The 21,434-nt window shown below is 64.5% G+C and carries 21 protein-coding genes and 1 other RNA gene; 16 read left to right on the top strand and 6 right to left on the bottom strand.

Features of this window, described 5'->3' with window-relative positions:
* Window positions 1–281: 281 nt before the first annotated feature.
* Genes NMB96_RS11000 through NMB96_RS10985 form a run of 4 tightly spaced genes read left to right on the top strand, consistent with a single transcriptional unit; the run spans window position 282 to window position 3,178 of the window.
* Window positions 282–857, top strand: a complete 576-nt coding sequence (locus NMB96_RS11000) for a nitroreductase family protein (RefSeq protein ID WP_255086878.1) — start codon at window positions 282–284, stop codon at window positions 855–857.
* Window positions 854–1,840, top strand: coding sequence for a 5'-3' exonuclease (locus tag NMB96_RS10995; RefSeq protein ID WP_255086877.1), 987 nt, complete (start codon window positions 854–856; stop codon window positions 1,838–1,840). Before NMB96_RS11000 ends, NMB96_RS10995 begins: the two co-directional genes overlap by 4 nt.
* Window positions 1,837–2,388 (top strand): NUDIX hydrolase, encoded by a 552-nt coding sequence (locus NMB96_RS10990; RefSeq protein WP_006451767.1) that lies wholly within the window; start codon window positions 1,837–1,839, stop codon window positions 2,386–2,388. The genes NMB96_RS10995 and NMB96_RS10990 overlap by 4 nt, the downstream gene beginning before the upstream one ends.
* The gene (locus NMB96_RS10985; RefSeq protein ID WP_023902781.1) at window positions 2,381–3,178 is read left to right on the top strand and encodes an N-formylglutamate amidohydrolase; all 798 of its coding nucleotides are present in this window, start codon (window positions 2,381–2,383) and stop codon (window positions 3,176–3,178) included. Before NMB96_RS10990 ends, NMB96_RS10985 begins: the two co-directional genes overlap by 8 nt.
* Window positions 3,179–3,315: 137 nt before the next feature.
* Here the strand turns inward: NMB96_RS10985 and pip are convergent, their stop codons facing one another.
* Entirely contained in the window at window positions 3,316–4,257 is a 942-nt protein-coding gene (gene pip / locus NMB96_RS10980; RefSeq protein ID WP_023902780.1) for a prolyl aminopeptidase, read from the bottom strand.
* A 149-nt stretch (window positions 4,258–4,406) separates the two neighbouring features.
* On the opposite strand from pip, the gene NMB96_RS10975 reads away from it, so the two are divergent.
* Window positions 4,407–4,484: non-coding RNA, sX9 sRNA (locus tag NMB96_RS10975), on the top strand.
* Window positions 4,485–4,488: 4 nt separating this feature from the next.
* Here the strand turns inward: NMB96_RS10975 and prmC are convergent.
* Window positions 4,489–5,340: a peptide chain release factor N(5)-glutamine methyltransferase gene (gene prmC / locus NMB96_RS10970; RefSeq protein ID WP_023902779.1), complete on the bottom strand. Its 852-nt coding sequence runs from the start codon at window positions 5,338–5,340 to the stop codon at window positions 4,489–4,491.
* Window positions 5,341–5,542: 202 nt separating this feature from the next.
* Here prmC and ahpC point away from each other — a divergent pair, with 202 nt between their 5' ends.
* The 6 genes from ahpC (at window position 5,543) to NMB96_RS10940 (ending at window position 11,530) form a co-directional block, all read left to right on the top strand.
* Window positions 5,543–6,106 (top strand): alkyl hydroperoxide reductase subunit C, encoded by a 564-nt coding sequence (gene ahpC / locus NMB96_RS10965; protein ID WP_006451401.1) that lies wholly within the window; start codon window positions 5,543–5,545, stop codon window positions 6,104–6,106.
* Window positions 6,107–6,324: 218 nt separating this feature from the next.
* Window positions 6,325–7,917 carry an alkyl hydroperoxide reductase subunit F gene (gene ahpF, locus NMB96_RS10960; RefSeq protein WP_255086876.1) on the top strand — a complete coding sequence of 531 codons (1,593 nt, stop codon included), beginning with the start codon at window positions 6,325–6,327 and terminating at the stop codon, window positions 7,915–7,917.
* A 90-nt stretch (window positions 7,918–8,007) separates the two neighbouring features.
* Entirely contained in the window at window positions 8,008–8,949 is a 942-nt protein-coding gene (locus NMB96_RS10955) for a LysR substrate-binding domain-containing protein (protein WP_023902776.1), read from the top strand.
* A 391-nt stretch (window positions 8,950–9,340) separates the two neighbouring features.
* Window positions 9,341–9,772, top strand: coding sequence for a nucleoside diphosphate kinase regulator (rnk, locus tag NMB96_RS10950; protein WP_023902775.1), 432 nt, complete (start codon window positions 9,341–9,343; stop codon window positions 9,770–9,772).
* A gap of 61 nt (window positions 9,773–9,833) precedes the next feature.
* Entirely contained in the window at window positions 9,834–10,802 is a 969-nt protein-coding gene (gene tal / locus NMB96_RS10945) for a transaldolase (protein ID WP_023902774.1), read from the top strand.
* 158 nt (window positions 10,803–10,960) lie between these two features.
* A complete protein-coding gene (locus NMB96_RS10940; RefSeq protein ID WP_023902773.1) occupies window positions 10,961–11,530 on the top strand; it encodes a type 1 glutamine amidotransferase family protein in 570 nt (189 codons plus the stop codon).
* 260 nt (window positions 11,531–11,790) lie between these two features.
* On the opposite strand, the gene msrA is transcribed toward NMB96_RS10940, so the two are convergent.
* Together msrA and NMB96_RS10930 are read right to left on the bottom strand one after the other, a co-directional pair.
* Window positions 11,791–12,441: a peptide-methionine (S)-S-oxide reductase MsrA gene (gene msrA / locus NMB96_RS10935; protein WP_023902772.1), complete on the bottom strand. Its 651-nt coding sequence runs from the start codon at window positions 12,439–12,441 to the stop codon at window positions 11,791–11,793.
* Between the two features lie 83 nt (window positions 12,442–12,524).
* Window positions 12,525–13,040 carry an SgcJ/EcaC family oxidoreductase gene (locus tag NMB96_RS10930; protein ID WP_104550462.1) on the bottom strand — a complete coding sequence of 172 codons (516 nt, stop codon included), beginning with the start codon at window positions 13,038–13,040 and terminating at the stop codon, window positions 12,525–12,527.
* 124 nt (window positions 13,041–13,164) lie between these two features.
* Here NMB96_RS10930 and NMB96_RS10925 point away from each other — a divergent pair, with 124 nt between their 5' ends.
* From NMB96_RS10925 to NMB96_RS10915, 3 genes are read left to right on the top strand one after another with little or no spacing between them, the layout of a single operon-like run.
* Window positions 13,165–13,872: a helix-turn-helix transcriptional regulator gene (locus NMB96_RS10925; protein WP_255086875.1), complete on the top strand. Its 708-nt coding sequence runs from the start codon at window positions 13,165–13,167 to the stop codon at window positions 13,870–13,872.
* Window positions 13,869–15,779: an ATP-binding protein gene (locus tag NMB96_RS10920; RefSeq protein WP_255086874.1), complete on the top strand. Its 1,911-nt coding sequence runs from the start codon at window positions 13,869–13,871 to the stop codon at window positions 15,777–15,779. Before NMB96_RS10925 ends, NMB96_RS10920 begins: the two co-directional genes overlap by 4 nt.
* Window positions 15,776–16,240: a response regulator gene (locus NMB96_RS10915; RefSeq protein WP_006452452.1), complete on the top strand. Its 465-nt coding sequence runs from the start codon at window positions 15,776–15,778 to the stop codon at window positions 16,238–16,240. Before NMB96_RS10920 ends, NMB96_RS10915 begins: the two co-directional genes overlap by 4 nt.
* 718 nt (window positions 16,241–16,958) lie before the next feature.
* On the opposite strand, the gene NMB96_RS10910 is transcribed toward NMB96_RS10915, so the two are convergent.
* The gene (locus NMB96_RS10910; RefSeq protein ID WP_255086873.1) at window positions 16,959–17,189 is read right to left on the bottom strand and encodes a putative signal transducing protein; all 231 of its coding nucleotides are present in this window, start codon (window positions 17,187–17,189) and stop codon (window positions 16,959–16,961) included.
* A 2-nt stretch (window positions 17,190–17,191) separates the two neighbouring features.
* A complete protein-coding gene (locus tag NMB96_RS10905; RefSeq protein ID WP_023902767.1) occupies window positions 17,192–17,833 on the bottom strand; it encodes a glutathione S-transferase family protein in 642 nt (213 codons plus the stop codon).
* A gap of 247 nt (window positions 17,834–18,080) precedes the next feature.
* Here NMB96_RS10905 and NMB96_RS10900 point away from each other — a divergent pair, with 247 nt between their 5' ends.
* Both NMB96_RS10900 and NMB96_RS10895 read left to right on the top strand, forming a co-directional pair.
* Entirely contained in the window at window positions 18,081–19,820 is a 1,740-nt protein-coding gene (locus NMB96_RS10900) for a glutamine--tRNA ligase/YqeY domain fusion protein (protein WP_255086872.1), read from the top strand.
* Between the two features lie 227 nt (window positions 19,821–20,047).
* Window positions 20,048–20,977, top strand: coding sequence for a DMT family transporter (locus NMB96_RS10895; RefSeq protein ID WP_023902765.1), 930 nt, complete (start codon window positions 20,048–20,050; stop codon window positions 20,975–20,977).
* Window positions 20,978–21,434 lie beyond the last annotated feature (457 nt).

Below are 21,434 nucleotides of genomic sequence, written 5' to 3'. Positions count from 1 at the left end.
TATTGCATGGTAGGCGTTTCGCTCATCCATTAAATGTGATGAATCTCTCACTTTATTCGTGACCGCCCGTGGTTTGCGTGTCAAGTGAACATCGTAGCTTGCAGCGCCGCTGTGGCGCTTGCCAAGCCCTTTATACGCTGGCGAGGGTTAAGCCTTGCGCTTGGCAGGCCCGCCCACGCCGTCGGCCCTGGCCCGGTTGCAGGTGCCTGGCCGGGCACGATGCGGCGGGCGTTGGGAAGGGCCCGTCTATAATTGCCGTTTCGCTGCTTCGATCCGGAACTATGCACCCACCGTATTCGCTCCAGGCGCTGGACGCGCGCCGTTCGGTCCCCTCCAAACAGCTCGGCGAGCCCGGGCCGGATAAGGACACCCTGCTGCGCATGCTCACCTCGGCGGTGCGCGTGCCCGATCACGGCAAGCTGGTGCCGTTCCGCTTCCTGCGCATCAGCGGCGACGCGCGCCAGGCACTGGGCGATTTCCTTGCCGAACGCACCCAGGCAGCCGACCCGCTGGCATCGGCTGCGGCGATCGCGAAAGAACGCGGGCGCTTCAACGATGCGCCATTGGCGATCGTGGTGATCGCTTCGCTGCGCCCCGAACACAAGGTGCCCGAACAGGAACAATTGCTGACCGCCGGCTGCGTGTGCTTTGCACTGCTACAGGCGGCGCAGGCGCACGGTTTCGGCGCGCAGTGGCTGAGCGCGTGGGTGGCCTACGACCCGGCGGTGACCGGCTATCTGGGCCTGGAGGAAAACGAGCGGATCGCCGGCTTCATCCACATCGGCACGCCACGCATGCAGGTCCCCGAACGCGAGCGCCCGGATCCGCGTGCGTTGCTGCGCGACTGGACGCCGTGACCTCGTACACCACCACGATCGACGGCGCGCCGCCCACCAGCGCGCGCCCGACCCCGCTGTACCTGGTCGATGCCAGCCTGTACGTGTTCCGCGCCTGGCATTCCATCCCGGACGAATTCCAGGATGCGCAGGGCTGGCCGACCAATGCGGTGCATGGCTTTGCGCGCTTCCTGCTCGACCTGCTCGAACGCGAAGACCCCGCGCACATCACCATTGCTTTCGACGAAGCGCTGGACAGCTGTTTTCGCCACGCCCTGTACCCCGCTTACAAGGGCAATCGCACCCCGGCACCGGATGCGCTGCGGCGCCAGTTCGCCCATTGCAAGGCGCTATGCGCGGCATTGGGGCTGAGCGTGCTGGCCCACCGCGACTACGAGGCCGACGATCTGATCGGCAGCGCCTTGCACGGCGCGCGTGCGCAGGGCTTGCGCGGGGTGATCGTCTCGGCCGACAAGGATCTGTCGCAGCTGTTGTTCGAACACGACGAACAATGGGATTACGCACGCAATCAACGCTGGGACATGCACGGCGTCAAGGCTCGCTATGGCGTGCATGCGCACCAGATTGCCGATTATCTGGCGTTGTGCGGCGATGCCATCGACAACATTCCCGGCGTCACCGGCATCGGCGCCAAGTCCGCCGCAATATTGCTGGCGCATTTCGGCAGCCTGGATGCCTTGCTGGAGCGCGTGGACGAACTCCCATTTTTGCGCCTGCGTGGCGCCGCGCAAATGGCGGTGCGGCTGCGCGAACAGCGCGAACACGCCTTGCTGTGGCGCCAGCTCAGCACCATTGCGCTCGATGCGCCGTTGGCGCTGACCGCAACAGGTTTCACGCGTGCGCAGGCCGACGCGGACATGCTGACCGGATTGTGCGAGAGCTTGCGCTTCGGCCCGCTCACCCGGCGTCGGCTGCTGGCCGCGTGCACCGGCGCACCCGCAGCGCTTCCCACCGTTTCCCTGGAACAAGGTCTGCACCCATGAACCGACACGACACCCCGCCCACCGTGGTCTACGAAGGCAAGTACCAGCGCATGGTTGTGCGCGGCACCTGGGAATATTCAGAGCGCGTGCATGCCGGCGGCCTGGCCGCGATCATCGTGGCGGTGACGCCGGACGATGCGATGTTGTTCGTCGAACAGTTCCGCGTGCCGTTGCAGGCGCGCACCATCGAAATGCCGGCTGGCCTGGTCGGCGATGTGCATGCCGATGAATCGATCGAGCTGTCGGCGATTCGTGAACTGGAAGAAGAAACCGGCTGGACCGCCGAGCACGCCGAAGTGCTGATGATCGGCCCGACCTCGGCCGGCGCCAGTAGCGAGAAGATCGCCTTCGTGCGCGCCACCGGCCTGCGCAAGGTCGGCGAAGGCGGCGGCGATGCCAGCGAAGACATCACCGTGCACGAAATCCCGCGCGCACAGGTCGGCGCCTGGCTGGTGCAGAAGATGGCCGAGGGCTACCAGATGGATCCAAAGTTGTGGGCCGGGCTGTACCTGGTCGACCACGCACTGGACGGCACCCCGCGTGGTTGAAGCAACGACTGAAGTCACCCCTGCCCGCTTGCTGGGCGCCGACGATCCCGCAACGTTCACTGTGTTCAACGCGCAAGCGGCATCGCCGTGGTTGCTGATCGCCGATCACGCCGGTCAGCGCGTACCGGCGCGACTGGCCAATCTGGGCCTGCCGCAGCAGGAACTGGACCGCCATATCGGCTGGGATATCGGCATTGCCGAAGTCACCCGTTTGTTGGCCGATGCGCTGGATGCGTTCGCCGTTGCCCAGACCTATTCGCGGCTGGTGATCGACTGCAATCGCCCGCATGGTTCGGCAACGCTGATGCCCGAGGTCAGCGACGGCACATCGATTCCCGGCAATCTGCAGCTATCGGCCGACGCGCGGCGGCAACGCATCGACGAGATCTTCGCGCCATACCACGCGCGTATCGCTGCAGAACTCGATGCACGCCAGGCGCGCGGTCAGCCCACGCTGCTCGTGTCGATGCACAGCTTCACCCCGGCGATGGCCGGCAACGCACGGCCCTGGCATGCGGGTGTGCTGTACCACCGCGACACACGGCTGGCACACCGCTTGTTGCAAGCCTTGCGCAACGAGCCGGATCTGGTGGTCGGCGACAACCAGCCCTACGCGGTCAGCGACACCAGCGACTACGCGATTCCGGTCTACGGCGAAGGCCGCAGACTGCTGCATGTGGAACTGGAACTGCGCCAGGATTTGATCGCCGATGCGGCGGGGCAACGTGCATGGGCCGATCGATTGGCGCGCATCCTGCCGCCATTGGCGGATGCGCTGCTGCCGCGTTAAAACCGGCAATCACTGTAGGAGCGCGCTTGCGCGCGACGAGGTGTTACCGGTAACGCCTCATCGCGCGCGAGCGCGCTCCTACAGGTCATGCGCTGATTGCGTTAGGCGCATGCCTCGGCAGCGATCGACGTCGTCACTCAGGCAAACCCATCTGTCGCACGCACCAGCGCATCGACGTTTTCCGGCTCGAAGCCCGAATGGCCGGACGCCGGGCTGATCTGCAGTGTCGACTTCGGCCACACCTTGTGCAGATCCCATGCGCTTTGCAGCGGGCACACCACGTCGTAGCGGCCGTGCACGATCACGCCGGGGATGTCGGCGATACGGTGCGCGTCGCGCAGCAGCTGATCTTCGACCTCGAAGAAACCGCCATTGACGAAGTAGTGGTTCTCGATGCGCGCAAACGCCAGTGCGAAATGCGCGTCCTCATGCCCGGTGACGAAATCCTCGTCCACATGCAGGAAGCTGGTGGCGCCTTCCCACACGCTCCACGCCTTGGCTGCGGCCAGGCGCGTGGCTTCGTCGTCGCTGGTGAGGCGGCGATGAAAGGCGGACATCAGATCGGCGCGTTCCACCGGCGGAATCGCATTGACGTAATGCTCCCAGGCATCCGGAAACAGCCGGCTGGCACCTTGCTGATAGAACCATTCCAGCTCGAAACGGCGTAGCAGGAAGATGCCGCGCAGCACCAGCTCGGTGACCTGCTGCGGGTGGGTCTGCGCGTAGGCCAGTGCCAGCGTCGAGCCCCAGCTGCCACCGAACACCTGCCAGCGCGCGATGCCCAGGTGTTCGCGCAAGCGCTCGATATCGGCGACCAGATCCCAGGTGGTGTTGTCGACCAGATCGGCATGCGGGGTCGAGCGGCCGGCGCCACGCTGATCGAACAGCACGATGCGGTACTTGGCCGGGTCGTGAAAGCGCCGCATCTTGGTGTTGCAACCGCCGCCGGGGCCGCCGTGCAGCATCACCACCGGCTTGCCCTGCGGGTTGCCGCACTGCTCGAAATACAGCGTGTGGCGGTCGTCGACCTGGAGGGTGCCGTGGTCGTACGGCGTGATCTCGGGATAGAGCGTGCGCATGCGTCGGTCCTGCGGGAAACCGCTAGTGTATCGGCAGCGCCCATACGATCGACCAAGGGCTGGCGCAAGGCAATGCGCGTAGGCTCGGAGCGACCAAAAAACGCCTGCGCGCATTGCCAAGGGGGGCGCAGTCGATGCTCGGAATCGGCATGTACCACCCGAGCTCGCCGGGTCTGAGCGCCGTCCGCATCCACCTGACAACGACCGCTTGCTGGGTTTTGTCAGCCGCGCTTAGCCCGCAGCGTGCGACCAGCGCCCCAACGTCACCCGATCGCGCTGCTCCAGATCCTGATGCGTCGCCACCGCCTCGAAACCGCGCGCGCGCAGCAGGTCGGCCACCGCCGTGCCCTGGTCCCAGCCGTGTTCGAGCAGCAGCCATCCGCCCGGCAACAGATGCATGGGCGCATCGGCGACGATCAGCCGGATGTCGTCCAGGCCATCGGGGCCGGAGGCGAGCGCGCTGGCCGGCTCGTGGCGCAGATCGCCTTCACTCAGATGCGGGTCGTGCGCGGCGATATACGGCGGGTTGCTGGCGATCAGATCGAAGCACTCACCCGCCAGCGGTGCAAACCAGTGACCCAGTCGGCATTCGACGTTGCGTAGCTGATGGCGGTTGGCGTTCTGCTGGGCGACAGCAAGCGCTGCGGCACTGGCATCGGTGGCGATCACCTGGGCGTGTGGCCGTTCACTGGCGATGGCCAGTGCGATCGCGCCGCTCCCGGTGCCCAGATCGGCAGCACAGCGGCCTGGCATGTTGTCGAAGCGCTCAAGGGCGAGCTCGACCAGCGCTTCGGTATCGGCGCGCGGGATCAAGGTGGCAGTCGAGACCGCCAGATCCAGCGTCCAGAATCCACGCGTGCCAGTCAGATACGCGACCGGTTCGCCGGCCTGACGCCGCTGTACCAACGCCTCGAACGCCTGCGCGACAGCATCCGCAACCGGATCGCGGCCATGCGCAAACAACCAGGCGCGGTCGCGCCCCAGCGCATGCAGCAGCAACGGTTCGGCATCGCTGCGCTCGATCCGCTCGGCTGCCCGCCGCAGCAACTGGTCGGCAGCAAGGCCGGCTGGGTCGTCGCTCATACGGATCATTCACTCCTGCGAAACATCGGCTGACCATTATCGGAGATGGAATGGCCCCCTGCAGCGGCAGAGACAGCCTGCAAAGCCGATAGCCTCAGCCTATCTATGCAATCCCATTAATCGATTTGAGAAATCTATCGATCCTGCCTACCATGTCCGCTGTTCCATCCCCCCGCCCCCTTTCATCGCTCGAGGAAACTCAATGTCTCTCATCAACACCCAGGTCAAGCCGTTCAAGGCGAATGCGTACCACAACGGCAATTTCATCGAAGTCACCGAAGCCAGCCTGAAGGGCAAGTGGTCGGTGCTGATCTTCATGCCGGCCGCCTTCACCTTCAATTGCCCGACCGAAGTGGAAGACGCCGCCGACAACTACCCCGCGTTCCAGAAGGCCGGCGCCGAGGTGTACATCGTCACCACCGACACGCACTTCTCGCACAAGGTGTGGCACGAGACCTCGCCGGCCGTCGGCAAGTCGCAGTTCCCGCTGATCGGCGACCCGACCCACCAGCTGACCCGCGCCTTTGGCGTGCACATCGAAGAAGAAGGCCTGGCCCTGCGCGGCACCTTCATCATCAACCCGGAAGGCGTGATCAAGACGCTGGAAATCCACGACAACTCGATCGCCCGCGACGTCACCGAGACGCTGCGCAAGCTGACCGCTGCCCAGTTCGTCGCCAACAACCCTGGTCAGGTCTGCCCGGCCAAGTGGAAGGAAGGCGCCAAGACCCTGGCTCCGTCGCTGGACCTGGTCGGCAAGATCTAAGTCGACGCATCCCTTCGGCCTGTCGCCAGGCCGGAGGGACATCTCCGGCCCAGCGATGGGCCGGGGGTGAACCGGAGCCGGTGCCGGGCTGCCCGCCAGCCATCGCCAGCACGCATTCCCGAGCATTGCGCCGGCTGCGGTTCATCCCCTCCTCCCCGGCGACCTGCCTCATTGCAGCGACGCCACGCCCTCCCCTTGCCCATTCCCAGGAGTTTTCCATGTTGGATGCCAACCTCAAGACCCAGCTGACCGCCTACCTGGAACGGGTCACGCGGCCGATTCAGATCAATGCCTCGATCGACGAGAGCGCCGGTTCGCGCGACATGCTCGACCTGCTCGAAGACCTGGTGCTGCTGTCGGACAAGATCAGCCTGGACATCCACCGCGACGACAACCAGCGCAAGCCGTCGTTCGCGCTGACCACGCCCGGCCAGGACATCTCGCTGCGCTTTGCCGGCCTGCCGATGGGCCACGAGTTCACCTCGCTGGTGCTGGCGCTGCTGCAGGTCGGCGGTCACCCTTCCAAGGCCACCGCCGAGCTGATCGAGCAGGTGCAGCACCTGGATGGCGACTACCAGTTCGAAACCTATTTCTCGCTGTCGTGCCAGAACTGCCCGGACGTGGTGCAGGCGCTGAATCTTGCCGCCGTGCTCAACCCGCGCATCAAGCACGTCGCCATCGACGGCTCGCTGTTCCAGGAAGAAGTCGAAACCCGCCAGATCATGTCGGTGCCCACCGTCTACTTGAACGGCGAATTGTTCGACCAGGGCCGCATGACGCTGGAGCAGATCGTCGCCAAGCTCGACACCAACGCCGCAAAGCGCGACGCAGTCAAGATTGCGGCCAAGGACGCCTTCGACGTGCTGGTGATCGGCGGTGGCCCGGCCGGTTCGGCAGCGGCGGTGTATGCCGCACGCAAGGGCATCCGCACCGGCGTGGCCGCCGAGCGTTTCGGTGGCCAGGTGCTGGACACCATGTCGATCGAAAACTTCATCTCGGTGCCGGAAACCGAAGGCCCGAAAATGGCCGCCGCGCTCGAGCAGCACGTGCGCCAGTACGATGTGGACATCATGAATCTGCAGCGTGCCGAGCAGGTGATTCCGGCCGGTGCCGATGGCCTGATCGAGATCAAGCTGGCCAATGGCGCCTCGCTCAAGAGCAAGACCGTGATCCTGTCCACCGGCGCTCGCTGGAGGCAGATGAACGTGCCGGGCGAAGATCAGTACAAGAACAAGGGCGTGGCCTATTGCCCGCATTGCGATGGCCCGTTGTTCAAGGGCAAGCGCGTGGCGGTGATCGGTGGCGGCAATTCGGGCGTTGAGGCCGCGATCGATCTGGCCGGCATCGTTGCGCATGTCACGCTGGTGGAATACGACGACAAGCTGCGCGCCGACGAAGTGCTGCAACGCAAGCTGCGCAGCCTGCACAACGTGCGCATCATCACCAGCGCGCAGACCACCGAAGTGCTGGGCGATGAGCAGAAGGTCACCGGCCTGGTCTACAAGGACCGTACCGGCGGCGACATCCAGCATGTCGATCTGGAAGGCGTGTTCGTACAGATCGGCTTGCTGCCTAATACCGAGTTCCTCAAGGGTGCGGTGGCGTTGTCGCCGCGCGGCGAGATCATCGTCGACGACCGTGGCCAGACCAATCTCCCCGGCGTGTTCGCTGCCGGCGACGCCACCACGGTGCCGTACAAGCAGATCGTGATCGCGATGGGCGAAGGTTCCAAGGCTGCACTGAGCGCGTTCGATTACCTGATCCGCTCCAGTGCACCGGTCAGCGCCGAGGTTGTGGCTGAGGCCGCATAACCGCCCACAACACAGCGCCCGGCACCGCCGGGCGTTAAGCTCGCCAAGTGCTCACGTCGTTTCCCGTCAACGCAACAAGGGCTGCTGCACATGAATCTGCGTGACCTGAAGTATCTGGTAGCCCTGGCCGACCACAAGCATTTTGGTCGTGCTGCAACGGCGTGTTTCGTCAGTCAGCCAACCCTGTCCACCCAGATCAAGAAGCTCGAAGACGAGCTCGGCGTCTCGTTGGTGGAGCGCGCGCCGCGTAAGGTGATGTTGACGCCTGCCGGCCGCGAAGCCGCGGTGCGCGCACGCAGCATCGTGGCCGAAGTGGAACAGATGAAGGAAGCCGCACGACGTAGTCAGGACCCGGAAGCGGGTACCGTGCGGCTGGGCATTTTTCCCACGCTGGCACCGTATCTGTTGCCGCATGTGGTACCGGGCATTCGCCAGCGTTTTCCACGCCTGGAACTGCTGCTGATCGAAGAAAAAAGCGACCAGCTCATCCATCAGTTGCGCGAAGGGCGCCTGGATGCCGCGCTACTCGCGCTGCCAGTGCAGGACGATCAGCTGCACGCAGAATTCCTGTTCGAAGAACCCTTCGTGCTGGCGGTGCCGGAAGGCCATCCGCTGACGCGCCACGACAGCATGACGCTGGACGACTTGTCCGAGCAGCGCCTGTTGTTGCTGGAAGATGGCCATTGCCTGCGCGAACAGGCCCTGGACGTGTGCCATCTGGCCGGCGCGCTGGAAAAATCCGAGTTCCAGGCCACCAGCCTGGAAACCCTGCGCCAGATGGTGGCCGCCAATGTGGGCGTCACCTTGTTGCCGCTGCTGGCAGTCAAACCGCCGGTGGCACGTTCGGAAAACATCCGCCTGATCCGCTTCCGCGAAGACAAGCAGCCCAGCCGGCGTATCGCAATGGTCTGGCGCCGCAGCTCGGCGATGACTGCGTTTCTGGAGCAGCTGTCGCAGCTGTTCAAGGAATTGCCGGAAAGTCTGTTCACCCTGGACCAGCCGACCACCGGCCCCAAGGCGGTCGCTGCCTAAGGATTCGGGATTCGGGATTCGGAAATTTGTTTCACGGCTGCGGTCGCTTCGCGCGATGCTTTCTCACCTGCCACCGCACATAAGCGACGCGCGAGCGTCGTTTCTTGTTTGGCTTTTGGTTACTGCGCGAGGCATCTGAACACACACGGCGGCCTCTGCGTCATTGGCATGCGGCAGACTCCAACCCGGTTGCTTGCGACCACGGGCCGACGCATTGGCGCGCTTGCCTGACCCTTTGGCCAATGCCTGCAACCTGCAAAACCGCGTCTGCCTCACTCAGCAAGCACGATGCCTTGCGCTACCTGGCCGCGCATTGCGATCGACCAACGGCGCCCTCATCTTGTAGATGACGCTCACCGTGTTGGCGAGCCGTCGTCGTCAGGAGATTGCCATGCCTTCGCAACACCACAGCGGCTTGCCGCCGTCCATTCTTGTGTCCAGCCATGACCTCGCCCGTCTCGAGGCATTGCTCGATTCGCCCGCGTTCAACAAGCATCCCGCCGCCACTGCGCTGAGCGACGAACTGGGCCGCGCACGCGTTGTGCCAGCCGATCAGATTCCCGGCGATGTCGTCACCATGTACTCCCGCATCGACTGCGAAGATGAGCTGCATGGCGAACGACATACGCTCACCCTGGTGTATCCGCACGAGGCCGATGTACAGCACGGCCGCATTTCGGTGCTCGCGCCGGTTGGCAGTGCGCTGCTTGGCCTGTCGGTCGGCCAGAGCATCGACTGGCGCACGCCAGACGGACGCGACCTGCGCCTGCGTGTGACTGCCGTGCACGACCAACATGCACTGGCCGACGACTTACAACGCTGAGCGCGCTAACGTAACGCGCTGCGTCCTATCCCCGACCCGTCCACGATTCGAGAGAACCCGCATGACTGCATCCCCCTCCAAGCTTGCTCAACTGCGTGAGCTGTCTGTCGTTGTTGCCGACACCGGCGACTACGACGCCATCAAGCGCCTGAAGCCGGTCGACTGCACCACCAATCCCACGCTGGTCAAAAAAGCGCTGGACCTGCCGGTCTATGCGGAGTTGATCGAGCAGGAACTGGCCTGGGGCCGCGAACACGGCGGCGAAGATCGCACGGCCACCGTCAACGAAGTCGCCGACCGTCTCACCGTCGGCGTGGGCACCAAACTGTCCGAATTGGTGCCAGGCCGCGTCTCCACCGAGGTCGATGCCGACCTGGCGCACGACACCCAAGCCACCATCGCCAAGGCGCGCAAGTTCATCGCGATGTATGCCGAGCGCGGCGTGTCCAAAGACAAGATCCTGATCAAGATCGCAGCGACCTGGGAAGGCATCGAAGCGGCCCGCCAGTTGCAGCTGGAAGGCATCGACTGCAACCTCACGTTGATCTTCAACCGCTCGCAGGCGCTTGCCTGCGCAGAAGCCGGCGTGTTCCTGATTTCGCCGTTCGTTGGCCGCATCCTGGATTACTACGTCGCCCAAGGGCAGACCCCGGCCAGCATCGACGAAGATCCGGGCGTGGTGTTCGTGCGCACGGTGTACAACGAATTCAAACAGCGTGGTTCGTCCACGGTGGTGATGGGCGCTTCGTTCCGCTCCACCGCGCAGATCGAAGCGCTGGCCGGTTGCGATCGTTTGACCATCTCGCCAGAGCTGTTGGAAAAGCTCGACGCCGAACACGGCGAGTTGCCGCGCAAGCTCTCCCCTGCGCAAGCAGACAACGCACAGATCACCCCGATCGACAGCGACAGCTTCGCCACCGATCTGGCCGCCGACCCGATGGCCACCGACAAGCTGGCCAGCGGCATCGACACCTTTGCCAAGGATCTGCAGGCGCTGCGCAAGACCATCGCCGACAAACTCGCCGGCTGATTGCCTATCACGGTTGTGTGACGCCAACGCTCGCGGCTTATCAGCCTGCGGGCGTTGTCGTTTCTGGGATTTCGTTCAGCGCCATCCTCCACACAACGCTTACAACCGCCGCGCGCGCACTGCCTAGAATTCGGATTCCTCAACTGGCGTAGCGGACAATGGCAAACATTGCAGTGGTGATGGTCGACGGCGTGGCCGATTGGGAAATCGGCGTCGTACTGCCGGCGGCGCGTGAATGGTTCGGCGACCAGGTTGCCATCGCCAGTATCGACGGCCAGCCGGTGCAGTCGATTGGCGGCTTGCGCATCACACCGGACTTCGCGCTTTCCGATCTGGCACCGCTGGAGGCCGATCTCTGGATCCTGCCCGGCAGCGAACGCTGGCAGGCCGGCGAGATTCCCGGATTGAGCGGCCTGTTGGTGGAACGCGTGCAACAGCAGCGCCCGGTCGCTGCAATCTGCGGCGCCACCATCGCATTGGCCTATGCCGGTTTGCTCGACGACCGCGCGCATACCAGCAACACGTTGGCCTTTCTGCAGGAACACGTGGTGCCTTATGCAGGCGCTGCACACTATCGCCACGAAAAAGTCGTCGCTGCCGACGGCGTGATCACCGCGCCCGGCACCAGCCCGGTCGGTTTCGCGCTGGCCTGCATGCGACTGCTGCATCCGGAACGCACCGACATGCTCTCGCAGCTGCGCGGCATGTTCGCCGGTGAGTTCGTCTGACCTGGAAGATGTGAGCCGGCGGATCTGAACCGGCACAGCTGATTGTCTGCACGCATTGCATCGCTGCTCCCCGCCGCGTCGCAGACATTGCCTTGCGACCGCCGCAAAAAAAGATGGCCACGTTGTCTCCAACGTAGCCATTCAAGTTGCCTGGCATGCACTCCCATGCGCTGCCTGATCGTGATAACGCTGCCGGTCACTGTTGGCCATCGGCACGTCATCACAATGGATGACAGCGCTCAATCCGACCCGCCTTTCCGTCAGGCATCCAGCCCGATCGGGCAGCTCACTCCCGTTCCGCCAAGCCCGCAATAGCCATTGGGGTGCTTGGCGAGATATTGCTGGTGATCGTCTTCGGCGTAATAGAACGTGGGTGCCGGGAAACGGATCTCCGTGGTGATTGCGCCATACCCGGCTGCGTCCAGTTGTTGCTGGTACGCATCGCGGCTGGCCAGCGCAGCGTCGTATTGCTGCTGTGTCGTGCAATAGATCGCCGAGCGGTATTGCGTGCCGACGTCGTTGCCTTGCTGCATGCCCTGGGTGGGGTCGTGGCTTTCCCAGAAGGTGCGCAGCAATTGCGCAAACGACACCGCCTGTGCGTCATAGACCACCAGCACCGCTTCGGTGTGGCCGGTCTGTCCGGAACACACTTCGCCGTAAGTGGCATTGGGCGTTTCGCCACCGGCGTAACCCACTGCCGTGCTGTACACCCCTGGCACGTTCCAGAACTTGCGTTCTGCGCCCCAGAAGCAGCCAAGCCCGAATTGCACCTGGGCCAGGCCGGTGAACTCCCCGCGCAACGGATGGCCGTTGATCAGGTGCGTGTTGTGCAGCGGCAGCGCTTGCTCGCGCCCCGGTAGTGCTTCGCCTGGACGTGGCATGCGTTGCTTGAAGGCGCCGATTCCCAGCATGGTGCAACTCCCGCGTGTGTAAGGGTTGCCTGCTGGATGGCACCGGCCGTAGCGGCTTTCAAGCCACTACGGCCAATACGGCATTACTTCTTGGTCAACGAGGCAGTGGCGGTGTCCACTTCCGGCATCGCCGAGCTGTGGTGGTTGATGATCAGCCACTTGTCGTCGCGCTTTTCGTACACGAAGGTGTAGCGCGCCTGCACCTTGCTCTTCTTGCCGTCCTTGTCGGTCAGCGTGAAGGTATAGACACCGGCATCCACCGCGCTGTCTTCATCGAGTACGCGCACGGTGCGGTAGTTGACGACGCCCTGCGGCTTCTTGGTCAGGAACATCTCGAAGTACTTTTCGATCTGCGCCCGCGAAGCGCGCACTTCGTTGGAGACGGTCGGCAGCAGCACGCCGTCCGGTGCGTACAGATCGGCAACCTTGTGCGGGTTGCCGGTGGCCAGCGCCGCGTTCCAGGTGTCGAACAACGCCGCCACTTCGCGCTCTTCGCCATCGGCAGGCAGCTTGGCCTTGTCGGTGTAGTGCATCACGCCGCCAGCCAGCGCCGGGGTGGCAGCCAGAGCCAGAACCAGAGAGATAAAGGTGCGACGCATGGGGAATCTCCGTGTAGTTGATGGGGGTGCCTCATCGGGCAGGCTCAGTATCGAAATCGCCCGGCCTCGAAAATTCTGCCGAGTGGCATATACTCAAATATGCTGATCGGCCTAGAGGCAAGACATGGAAACCCCCACCACTGCTGGCGATTGGCGTCTTGCGCTACGACGCGACGCCTCCGATAGCGCACGTTGGCAAGCGCTCTGGGAGACCGCTGTGGCGCTGCGGCAGGCCCAGACCCCGGAGCAGGCCTGCGATGCGGTGCTGGGACGCATGTTGCTGTTGCTGGGCCTGGAACACGGCGCGGTGCTGGCGCAACGCGGTCCGCGCGCGCAGATACTCGCCAGCCGCGGCCGCGCACTGCCGCCCGGCGCCAGCGCTGCCGGCGACAGCCATGAGGCGGCCTGGTTGATGCCACCGCGCCCGGCCGATATGCGCGAAGCCAAGGTCCCGATCCATGCGCTGGGCACCACCCACGGCATGCTGTGCGTGGCCTGGAACGACAGCCGCCCCGCACCCGGCAACGACGATGTGCAGGCGCTGCAAGCGTTCGCGCTATTGCTGCCGGCAATGGTGGCCGAACCGGCCAAACCGCTCGCCACGCGCCGGCGTAAACCGGTGCAGGACGATCGCCTCAGCGCGCTGAGCAAACGCGAGAAACAGGTGCTCTCGCTGCTCCCGCGCGGGCTCACCAACGCCACGCTCGCAGCTGAACTGGGGATTTCTCCCGGCACGGTAAAAGTGCATGTGGAGCGAATCCTGCAGAAACTTGAGGTAAAAGATCGCACCCAGGCCGCGGTGTACGCGGTCCATGCCGGACTCGCGCTATGAATGCTTTGGCAGTGCGTTGGAACGATTGGCCGATCACCCGCAAGAGTCTGGCGGTGGTGACCTTGCCGCTGCTGCTGCTGGCGGTCGCACTGATGGCGATCTACAGCGTGGAACGGCAGAACATCGCCGCCGAAAACGATGTGCGGCAGACCCTTGAAGTGCTGAGCGATCTCTACGAAGCGCACGCACTCTTGGCAGAAACCGCAGCCGGCGTGCGCGGTTATCGCCTGGTGCGCCGCGATGAATTCCTCACCCCGTATCGCGATGCCGAACCGCGTTTGCAACGCGTGGCAGAGCGGCTATCGCAACGCATCACCGACCCGGGGCAAGCGCAGCGGTTTGCGCGCATCAAACCGTTATTTGCCGAAAAAATGCAGGGCTGGCGCCGTTTGCTGGCACCGGATCTGAGCCGCGAAGAAGAGATCCGCCAGCTCTGGGACGGCAAGTACAAACTCGACATCCTGCGCGCCGAATTGCGCGAACTGCGCAACTACGAAACCGCGCAGTTGCAGGTGCGCACCGCCAAGGCGCAGGGGCTGCGCCAGCGCAATCTCATCATCACCTTGAGCGCGGCGATGCTCGGTGGCCTGGGCGCGGTCTTTGCGGTGGCGTGGTTCGCATCGGCGTTGTCCGGGCGCTTGCGCACGTTGGCGGCCAATGCGGATCGGCTGGGCGAAGGCTTGCCGCTGGCACCACAGCCGCGTGCAGGCGATGAACTGGGCCAGGTCGGTCAGCGCCTGGCCCAGGCCAGCGAACTGCTCGCCGCGCGCGCGGCCGAAGCGCAATTGGCACGTCGCGAGGCCGAAACCGCCAACCGCGCAAAAACCGAATTCCTCTCGCGCAGCAGCCACGAATTGCGCACGCCGCTCAATGCGATTCTGGGCTACGCGCAGGTGCTGGAAATGGATCTGCCCGAACCTGCGCACCGACGCCATCTGCAACATATTCTCGGTGCCGGCCGGCACTTACTGGGATTGATCACCGAGCTGCTGGATATCGCGCGTATCGAAGCCGATCAGCTGGATCTGAGCCCGGAACCGATCTCGGTGCGTGCCGCCGTGCACGAAGCCTTGGGCCTGATCGCCCCGGACGCGGACAAGTACGGCATCGCGCTGCAACCGGCCGCCATCGACGGGCCGTGGACAGTGCGCGCCGATGCGCAGCGGCTGCGTCAGGTGCTGCTCAATCTGCTGTCGAACGCGGTCAAGTTCAATCGCACCGGCGGCCAGGTGCAGGTGAGCGCGCAGCCGGATGGCGAGCAGGTGCGCATCACCGTTGCAGACCAGGGCGCGGGGCTCACGCCAGCGCAGATCGAACGGCTGTTCACGCCGTTCGAGCGGCTGGGTGCAGAGCGTTCGGCGGTGGAAGGCACCGGTCTGGGGCTGGCGTTGAGCAAGCGCCTGATCGAGGCAATGGGCGGTCGCATCGGCGTGGACAGCAGCCGCGATGGCGCTCGCTTCTGGATTGCGTTGCCGCAGGGCGACCCGCAACGCAGCGAGCCGGCGCGCATAATCCTGCCGCCGAGCAACGCCGGCAGCGGTGTGTGTCGGTTGCTGAGCATCGAAGACAATCCGTCCAACCAGGCCTTGATCCGCACCCTCAGCGAGCGTCGCCCGCAGTGGCAACTGCTCGAAGCGGCCAGCCTGGCGCAGGCGCGCGAGCTGCTGCAGCAAGGCCTGCCGGATCTGATCCTGCTGGATCTGCATTTGAGCGATGGCAATGGCGAAGAATTGCTGCGCGAGTTGCAAAGCCAGCCGGCCACTGCGGAGGTGCCGGTGGTGGTGATCAGCGCCGATGCCACCACTGCCACATTGGCACGTGTGGGCAATCAGGGCGTACGCGCGTATCTGACCAAACCGCTCGATGTGGCGGAATTCTTCACTGTGATCGACGGGCTGCTGGCATGACACGCGACGAAATCCTGGGTTCCCGCATCCTCATCGTCGACGACGAGCCGGCCAATGTGCGGTTGCTCGAAGACCTGCTGCAGCGCGAAGGCTTCCAGCAGGTGATCGCCACCACCGACCCATTGCGGGTGATGGGGCTGGTGTCTGCATTTGCGCCGGACCTGATTTTGCTGGATCTGAAAATGCCCGAGCTGGATGGCTATGCGCTGCTGGAACAACTGGCGCGGCTGTCCGACCCCGGCCACTTTTTGCCGGTGATCGTGCTCACCGCCGACCCCAGCCGCAGCGCACGCCATCGCGCGTTAGGCCTCGGCGCGAAGGATTTTTTGACCAAGCCCCTGGACACCTTCGAGGTCGCGCTGCGGGTCTGGAACGTGGCCGAAACCACGGTGCTGTTCAAGCGTCTGCGCGCCCTCGCTGCGCCTGATGCTGCGCCGCCGGGGTGGCGTCAGCAGAGTTAAGTTTTTAGAGCCGATGGTCTGCGGCTTGGTTGTGGGGCCCTTGCCCGCCGACCGTCGCGGGACACGCCGCAAGTACGTCCTTGTAGTAGCGTCTGCGCGCCCTCGCCGCGTCGGATGCTGCGCCGCCGGGGGGCATCAGCAGAGTTAAGTTTTTAGGGCGGATGATCTGCGGCTTGGCTGTGGGGCCCTTGCATGCCCACCCTCGCGGGACACGCTGCAAGTACGTTCTTTCAGCGTCTGCGCGCCCTCGCCGCGCAGGATGCTGCGCCGCCGGGGGGCGTCAGCAGAGTTAAGTTTTAGAGCGGATGATCTGCGGCTTGGCTGCAGGGCCCTTGCCCGCCCACCGTCGCGGGACACGCCGCAAGTACGTCCATGTAGGCTCTTACGCGGCATCCATGCCGCGTAAGGTCCCGCGACGGTGAGCGGGCAAGGACCAGTCGAGATGGTCGGTGTGCATGGTTTTCAATAAAACAGCCGGCAAACTTTCTGGCGCGGTGTCCTCACCGCTTGCGGGACCGTGTGGCGGCATGGATGCCGCCACCGAGCCCCCAGGGACGGGTTCACGGCGTGTCCCGCAAGCGGTGAGGGCACCGCGCCCTCGACCACCCAGGCTCTTGACCTAGACATTTGACTGCACCAAGCCACACCACGACTCGAAAGAGTAGCTAACGAAACGACTACTCAACCGCTCGCTACGTGCCGATTGCCGCCATGAATATCACACCGCCCGCGTGACCTCCTCGCACAACCCGATCTGAGCCAGCACCGCCTGCGCCTGACTCAGATGCAGGTCGGCCACGCAGACCTGCAGTACGCCGAATGCGGGTAGTTCGCCGGCGCCGCCCAATAGCGACTCGCCGAACACAAACGCGGTGATGCCCGCATCTTCCAGCGCGTGCTTGGCCAGATGCGCGCCGATGATGTGGCTGGCGCGATACGCGATCTGCATGGTCAATGACGCCCCAGGCGTTCGCGCTCGGCGCCCTGCTTCCACTCGCGCAGTGCCGGCAAGGCATCGAGTGCGGCCAGATAGTCGCCAGCGGCTTCGAACAGCGGAACGCCGTAGCTGGCAAAGCGCAGTGCGACCGGGGCGAACATGGCATCGACAATGCCGAACTCACCACACAGGTACTGGCCTGCGTGCCCATGCTCGGCGCGCAGGCTTGCCCACAGCGCCTGGATGCGGGTGATGTCACGCTCAGCGGCCGCGTCCCAGTGCGCGGGGCCGGGCGCGCGGGCCAGATCCATCGGCAGTTGGGTACGCAGGGCGGCGAAGCCCGAATGCATTTCCGCGGCGGCGGCGCGCGCCTGCGCCCGCACGGCCAGGTCGGCCGGCCAGCCGCGCCCGGCGAGCCAGCGCTCGTTGATGTATTCGCAGATCGCCAGCGAATCCCAGACATGCAGGGTGTCGTCCCACAGCACCGGCACCTGCCGGGTCGGCGAATAGCCGGCGATGCGGGCCTGGAACTCGGGCGTCTCCAGCGGCAGCGCAATCTCCTCGAACGGCACCTGGAAGTGCCGCAGCAGCAGCCACGGGCGCAGCGACCATGAGGACAGGGTCTTGTCGCCGATCACCAGGCGGGGCAATGGCATGCGTGGGGCACTCCGAAGGATCGGCGCAGCGTACGCGTCGGCGGCGATGACGGCCAGCCTGGTTATCGCTCGCCGATGCAGCTGGTCCTGCCTGAGGTCGACCACACGGAGCCCTTGCCAGCCCGGTGCTTGCCCGCAGGTAGCGAAGGCGCGCGATCGCCGCCAACTGCCCGGCTACCCACACGCGTCCTACCCCTAAACCGGTGCCACCGCCTAAACTTGTGGTTTACCTATTGCTGATGCGCGCATGTCCGAGACCCTAGCCACCGACGCCACCGCCCCGGCGGAGAAGAAAGACTTCATCCGCCAGATCGTCCGCGAGGATCTGGCCAGCGGCAAGCACACGGTCATCCGCACCCGCTTCCCGCCCGAGCCCAACGGCTACCTGCACATCGGCCATGCCAAGGCGATCTGCCTGGATTTCGGCCTGGCTTCCGAGTTCGGCGGGTTGTGCAACCTGCGCCTGGACGACACCAATCCGGCCAAGGAAGACCCCGAGTTCGTGGTCGCCATCCAGGACGACGTGCGCTGGCTGGGCTTCGAATGGGCGCAGCTGCGCCATGCCTCGGACTACTTCGAGGTGTATTACCTGGCGGCGGAAAAATTGATCCGCGATGGCCATGCCTTCGTCTGCGATCTGTCCGCCGAGCAGGTGCGCGAGTACCGCGGCACGCTGACCGAGCCCGGCCGCAACTCGCCGTTCCGCGAGCGCAGTGCCGATGAAAATCTGGACCTGTTTCGGCGCATGCGCGCCGGCGAATTCCCTGATGGAGCACGCACGCTGCGTGCCAAGATCGACATGGGCAGCGGCAACATCAACCTGCGCGACCCGGCGCTGTACCGCATCAAGCATGTCGAGCATCAGAACACCGGCAACGCCTGGCCGATCTACCCGATGTACGACTTCGCGCATTCGCTGGGCGATGCGGTGGAAGGCATCACCCATTCGCTGTGCACGCTGGAATTCGAAGACCACCGCCCGTTGTACGACTGGTGCGTTGACAAGGTGGATCTGGCCGCGCATCCGGAGTTGCTGCAGCCGCTGCTGGACAAGGGCCTGCCGCGCGAGGCGGCCAAACCGCGCCAGATCGAGTTCTCGCGCCTCAACATCAACTACACGGTGATGAGCAAGCGCAAACTCACCGCGCTGGTGGAAGAACAGTTGGTGGACGGCTGGGACGACCCGCGCATGTACACGCTGCAGGGCCTGCGTCGACGCGGCTACACGCCGGCGGCGATGCGCCTGTTTGTGGATCGGGTCGGCATCAGCAAGCAGAATTCGCTGATCGATTTCTCGGTGCTGGAGGGCTGCCTGCGCGAGGATCTGGATACGGCCGCCGCGCGCCGCATGGCGGTGATCGACCCGATCAAGCTGGTGCTGAGCAATCTGCCGGAAGGCCACACCGAGACGCTGACTTTTTCCAATCACCCCAAGGACGAGAGCTTCGGCACGCGCGAGGTGCCGTTCTCGCGTGAGCTGTGGATCGAGCGCGAAGATTTTGCCGAAGTGCCGCCCAAGGGTTGGAAGCGTCTGGTGCCGGGCGGCGAAGTACGCCTGCGCGGTGCCGGCATTGCGCGCGTGGACGAGGTGATCAAGGACGCTGCTGGCGAGATCGTCGAGCTGCGTGGCTGGCTGGATCCGGAATCGCGTCCGGGCATGGAAGGCGCCAATCGCAAGATCAAGGGCACCATCCACTGGGTCAGCGCCGCGCATGCGGTGGAAGCGGAAATCCGTCTGTACGATCGTCTGTTCTCGGTCGAAAAGCCCGACGACGAATCCGAAGGCAAGACCTACCGCGACTATCTCAACCCCGAGTCCAAGCGCAGCGTGCACGGCTATGTGGAGCCAAGCGCCGCGCAGGCTGCGCCCGAGCAGTCGTTCCAGTTCGAGCGTACCGGCTACTTCGTTGCCGATCGCCGCGACCACAGTGCCGCCACGCCGGTGTTCAATCGTAGCGTGACCCTGCGCGACACCTGGGCCAAGTGAATCAACTCCGCACCGGATGGCTACCATTCGGTGCGGATCGGCAGTGACAGCTGCAGCGACGCGTGGCATCCGGTTAGCGGCGCGCTGCTGGCTGCCACGCGCGTCACGCACCCCACGTGACGCCACCTCAGAGCGTTGTCTTCTGAGCTAATGAACAATTGAACAAGCGCAATGGAGCCTGCGTGCCGCACTTCATTGCATGCTGCACGGCATAAAGGAGCAGCACGATGCGTGAGCGCTTGATGGTGGGTGTCGCCTGCGGGATCGGTGCAGGCGCGTTGTGGGGATTGGTGTTCCTGGCGCCGCAATTGCTGGCGGCATTTACGCCGTTGCAATTGGCCGTGGCACGCTATCTGTCGTACGGCGCGGTGGCGGCCTTGGTGCTGGCGCCGCGCGCGCGCCAGACCGCTGCGCGGATGGGGCGTGCCGAATGGTGGGCGCTGGTGCGTCTGAGCTTGTTGGGCAATCTGATCTATTACGTGCTGCTCGGCAGCGCAGTGCAATGGGCCGGCAGTGCAGCCACCGCGCTGATCATTGGCCTGCTGCCGGTGGTGGTCACCGTGATCGGCACGCGTGCCGCCGGCGCAGTGCAATTGCGGCGCCTGGCTGCGCCGTGCCTGTTGTGCGTCATTGGCGTGGCGCTGGTCGCCCTGGATACCTTGCAACACGATTCTGGCCAGCACGCCAGCGATCGTGCCACGCGCATTGCGGGACTGCTATGCGCGTTCGGTGCGTTGGCATCGTGGTCGGCCTATTCGATCGTCAATGCACGCTGGCTGCGGCGGCGCCCGGACCTGTCCGGCGGCGACTGGTCGCTGCTGACCGGCGTGGTCACCGGTGCACTGGCGCTGGTGCTGGCACCGGCCGCGCTGATCGGCAGCGCGACGCACGTGCCGATCGAATGGGCAGGTTTCTGGGGCATTTCGCTGTTGCTGGGCATCCTGGCCTCGGTGATCGGCAACGCCTTGTGGAACCGGGCCAGCCGCGTGTTGCCACTGACCCTGGTCGGCCAGATGATCGTGTTCGAAACGATCTTTGCGCTGCTGTACGGCTTTGCATGGGAAATGCGCCTGCCCACGCCGCTGGAGCTGGCCGCTATTACCTGTTTATTGGTCGGCGTGTTGTGGTGCGCGGCGCTGCATGCGGAAGCGAAATGACACAGTCGGCTTGCAATGCGTGATAAACCGCAATGGACTCTACTGAGACGGATTACCCGGCCTCATTGTCTGCACAAGATCAGCTGGTGATAAATCGCTACTACGGACACGACCAAACCGCCGTAAGGCCTGAAGCATGCACGAGTGTGCGGTGCCCTCGCCGCTGGCGGGACACGCCGCAAGTACGTCCGTGTAAGCTCGGTGGCGGCATCCATGCCGCCACACGGTCCCGCAATCGGCGAGGACACCGCACCAGAAATTTTGCCGGCTGTTTTATTGAAAACTCTGCACACCGACCATCTCGACTGGTCCTTGCCCGCCCACCGTCGCGGGACCTTACGCGGCATGGATGCCGCGTAAGAGCCTACACGGACGTACTTGCGGCGTGTCCCGCGACGGTGGGCGGGCAAGGGTCCCACAGCCAAGCTACAGACCAGCCGCTCTACAACTGAGTTAT

The organism is Xanthomonas hortorum (assembly GCF_024339125.1).
Classification (GTDB): domain Bacteria; phylum Pseudomonadota; class Gammaproteobacteria; order Xanthomonadales; family Xanthomonadaceae; genus Xanthomonas; species Xanthomonas hortorum.
This window is presented reverse-complemented; position numbering and strand designations above follow the sequence as displayed.

Bases quoted from the DNA above. Each gene is read 5' to 3' on its own strand.
- NMB96_RS11000 (WP_255086878.1), top strand. From the start codon at position 282: ATGCACCCACCGTATTCGCTCCAGGCGCTGGACGCGCGCCGTTCGGTC.
- NMB96_RS10990 (WP_006451767.1), top strand. From the start codon at position 1,837: ATGAACCGACACGACACCCCGCCCACCGTGGTCTACGAAGGCAAGTAC.
- pip (WP_023902780.1), bottom strand. From the start codon at position 4,257: ATGCGCACGCTCTATCCCGAGATCACGCCGTACGACCACGGCACCCTC.
- prmC (WP_023902779.1), bottom strand. From the start codon at position 5,340: ATGAGCGACGACCCAGCCGGCCTTGCTGCCGACCAGTTGCTGCGGCGG.
- ahpC (WP_006451401.1), top strand. From the start codon at position 5,543: ATGTCTCTCATCAACACCCAGGTCAAGCCGTTCAAGGCGAATGCGTAC.
- ahpF (WP_255086876.1), top strand. From the start codon at position 6,325: ATGTTGGATGCCAACCTCAAGACCCAGCTGACCGCCTACCTGGAACGG.
- NMB96_RS10955 (WP_023902776.1), top strand. From the start codon at position 8,008: ATGAATCTGCGTGACCTGAAGTATCTGGTAGCCCTGGCCGACCACAAG.
- rnk (WP_023902775.1), top strand. From the start codon at position 9,341: ATGCCTTCGCAACACCACAGCGGCTTGCCGCCGTCCATTCTTGTGTCC.
- tal (WP_023902774.1), top strand. From the start codon at position 9,834: ATGACTGCATCCCCCTCCAAGCTTGCTCAACTGCGTGAGCTGTCTGTC.
- NMB96_RS10940 (WP_023902773.1), top strand. From the start codon at position 10,961: ATGGCAAACATTGCAGTGGTGATGGTCGACGGCGTGGCCGATTGGGAA.
- msrA (WP_023902772.1), bottom strand. From the start codon at position 12,441: ATGCTGGGAATCGGCGCCTTCAAGCAACGCATGCCACGTCCAGGCGAA.
- NMB96_RS10930 (WP_104550462.1), bottom strand. From the start codon at position 13,040: ATGCGTCGCACCTTTATCTCTCTGGTTCTGGCTCTGGCTGCCACCCCG.
- NMB96_RS10925 (WP_255086875.1), top strand. From the start codon at position 13,165: ATGGAAACCCCCACCACTGCTGGCGATTGGCGTCTTGCGCTACGACGC.
- NMB96_RS10920 (WP_255086874.1), top strand. From the start codon at position 13,869: ATGAATGCTTTGGCAGTGCGTTGGAACGATTGGCCGATCACCCGCAAG.
- NMB96_RS10915 (WP_006452452.1), top strand. From the start codon at position 15,776: ATGACACGCGACGAAATCCTGGGTTCCCGCATCCTCATCGTCGACGAC.
- NMB96_RS10910 (WP_255086873.1), bottom strand. From the start codon at position 17,189: ATGCAGATCGCGTATCGCGCCAGCCACATCATCGGCGCGCATCTGGCC.
- NMB96_RS10905 (WP_023902767.1), bottom strand. From the start codon at position 17,833: ATGCCATTGCCCCGCCTGGTGATCGGCGACAAGACCCTGTCCTCATGG.
- NMB96_RS10900 (WP_255086872.1), top strand. From the start codon at position 18,081: ATGTCCGAGACCCTAGCCACCGACGCCACCGCCCCGGCGGAGAAGAAA.
- NMB96_RS10895 (WP_023902765.1), top strand. From the start codon at position 20,048: ATGCGTGAGCGCTTGATGGTGGGTGTCGCCTGCGGGATCGGTGCAGGC.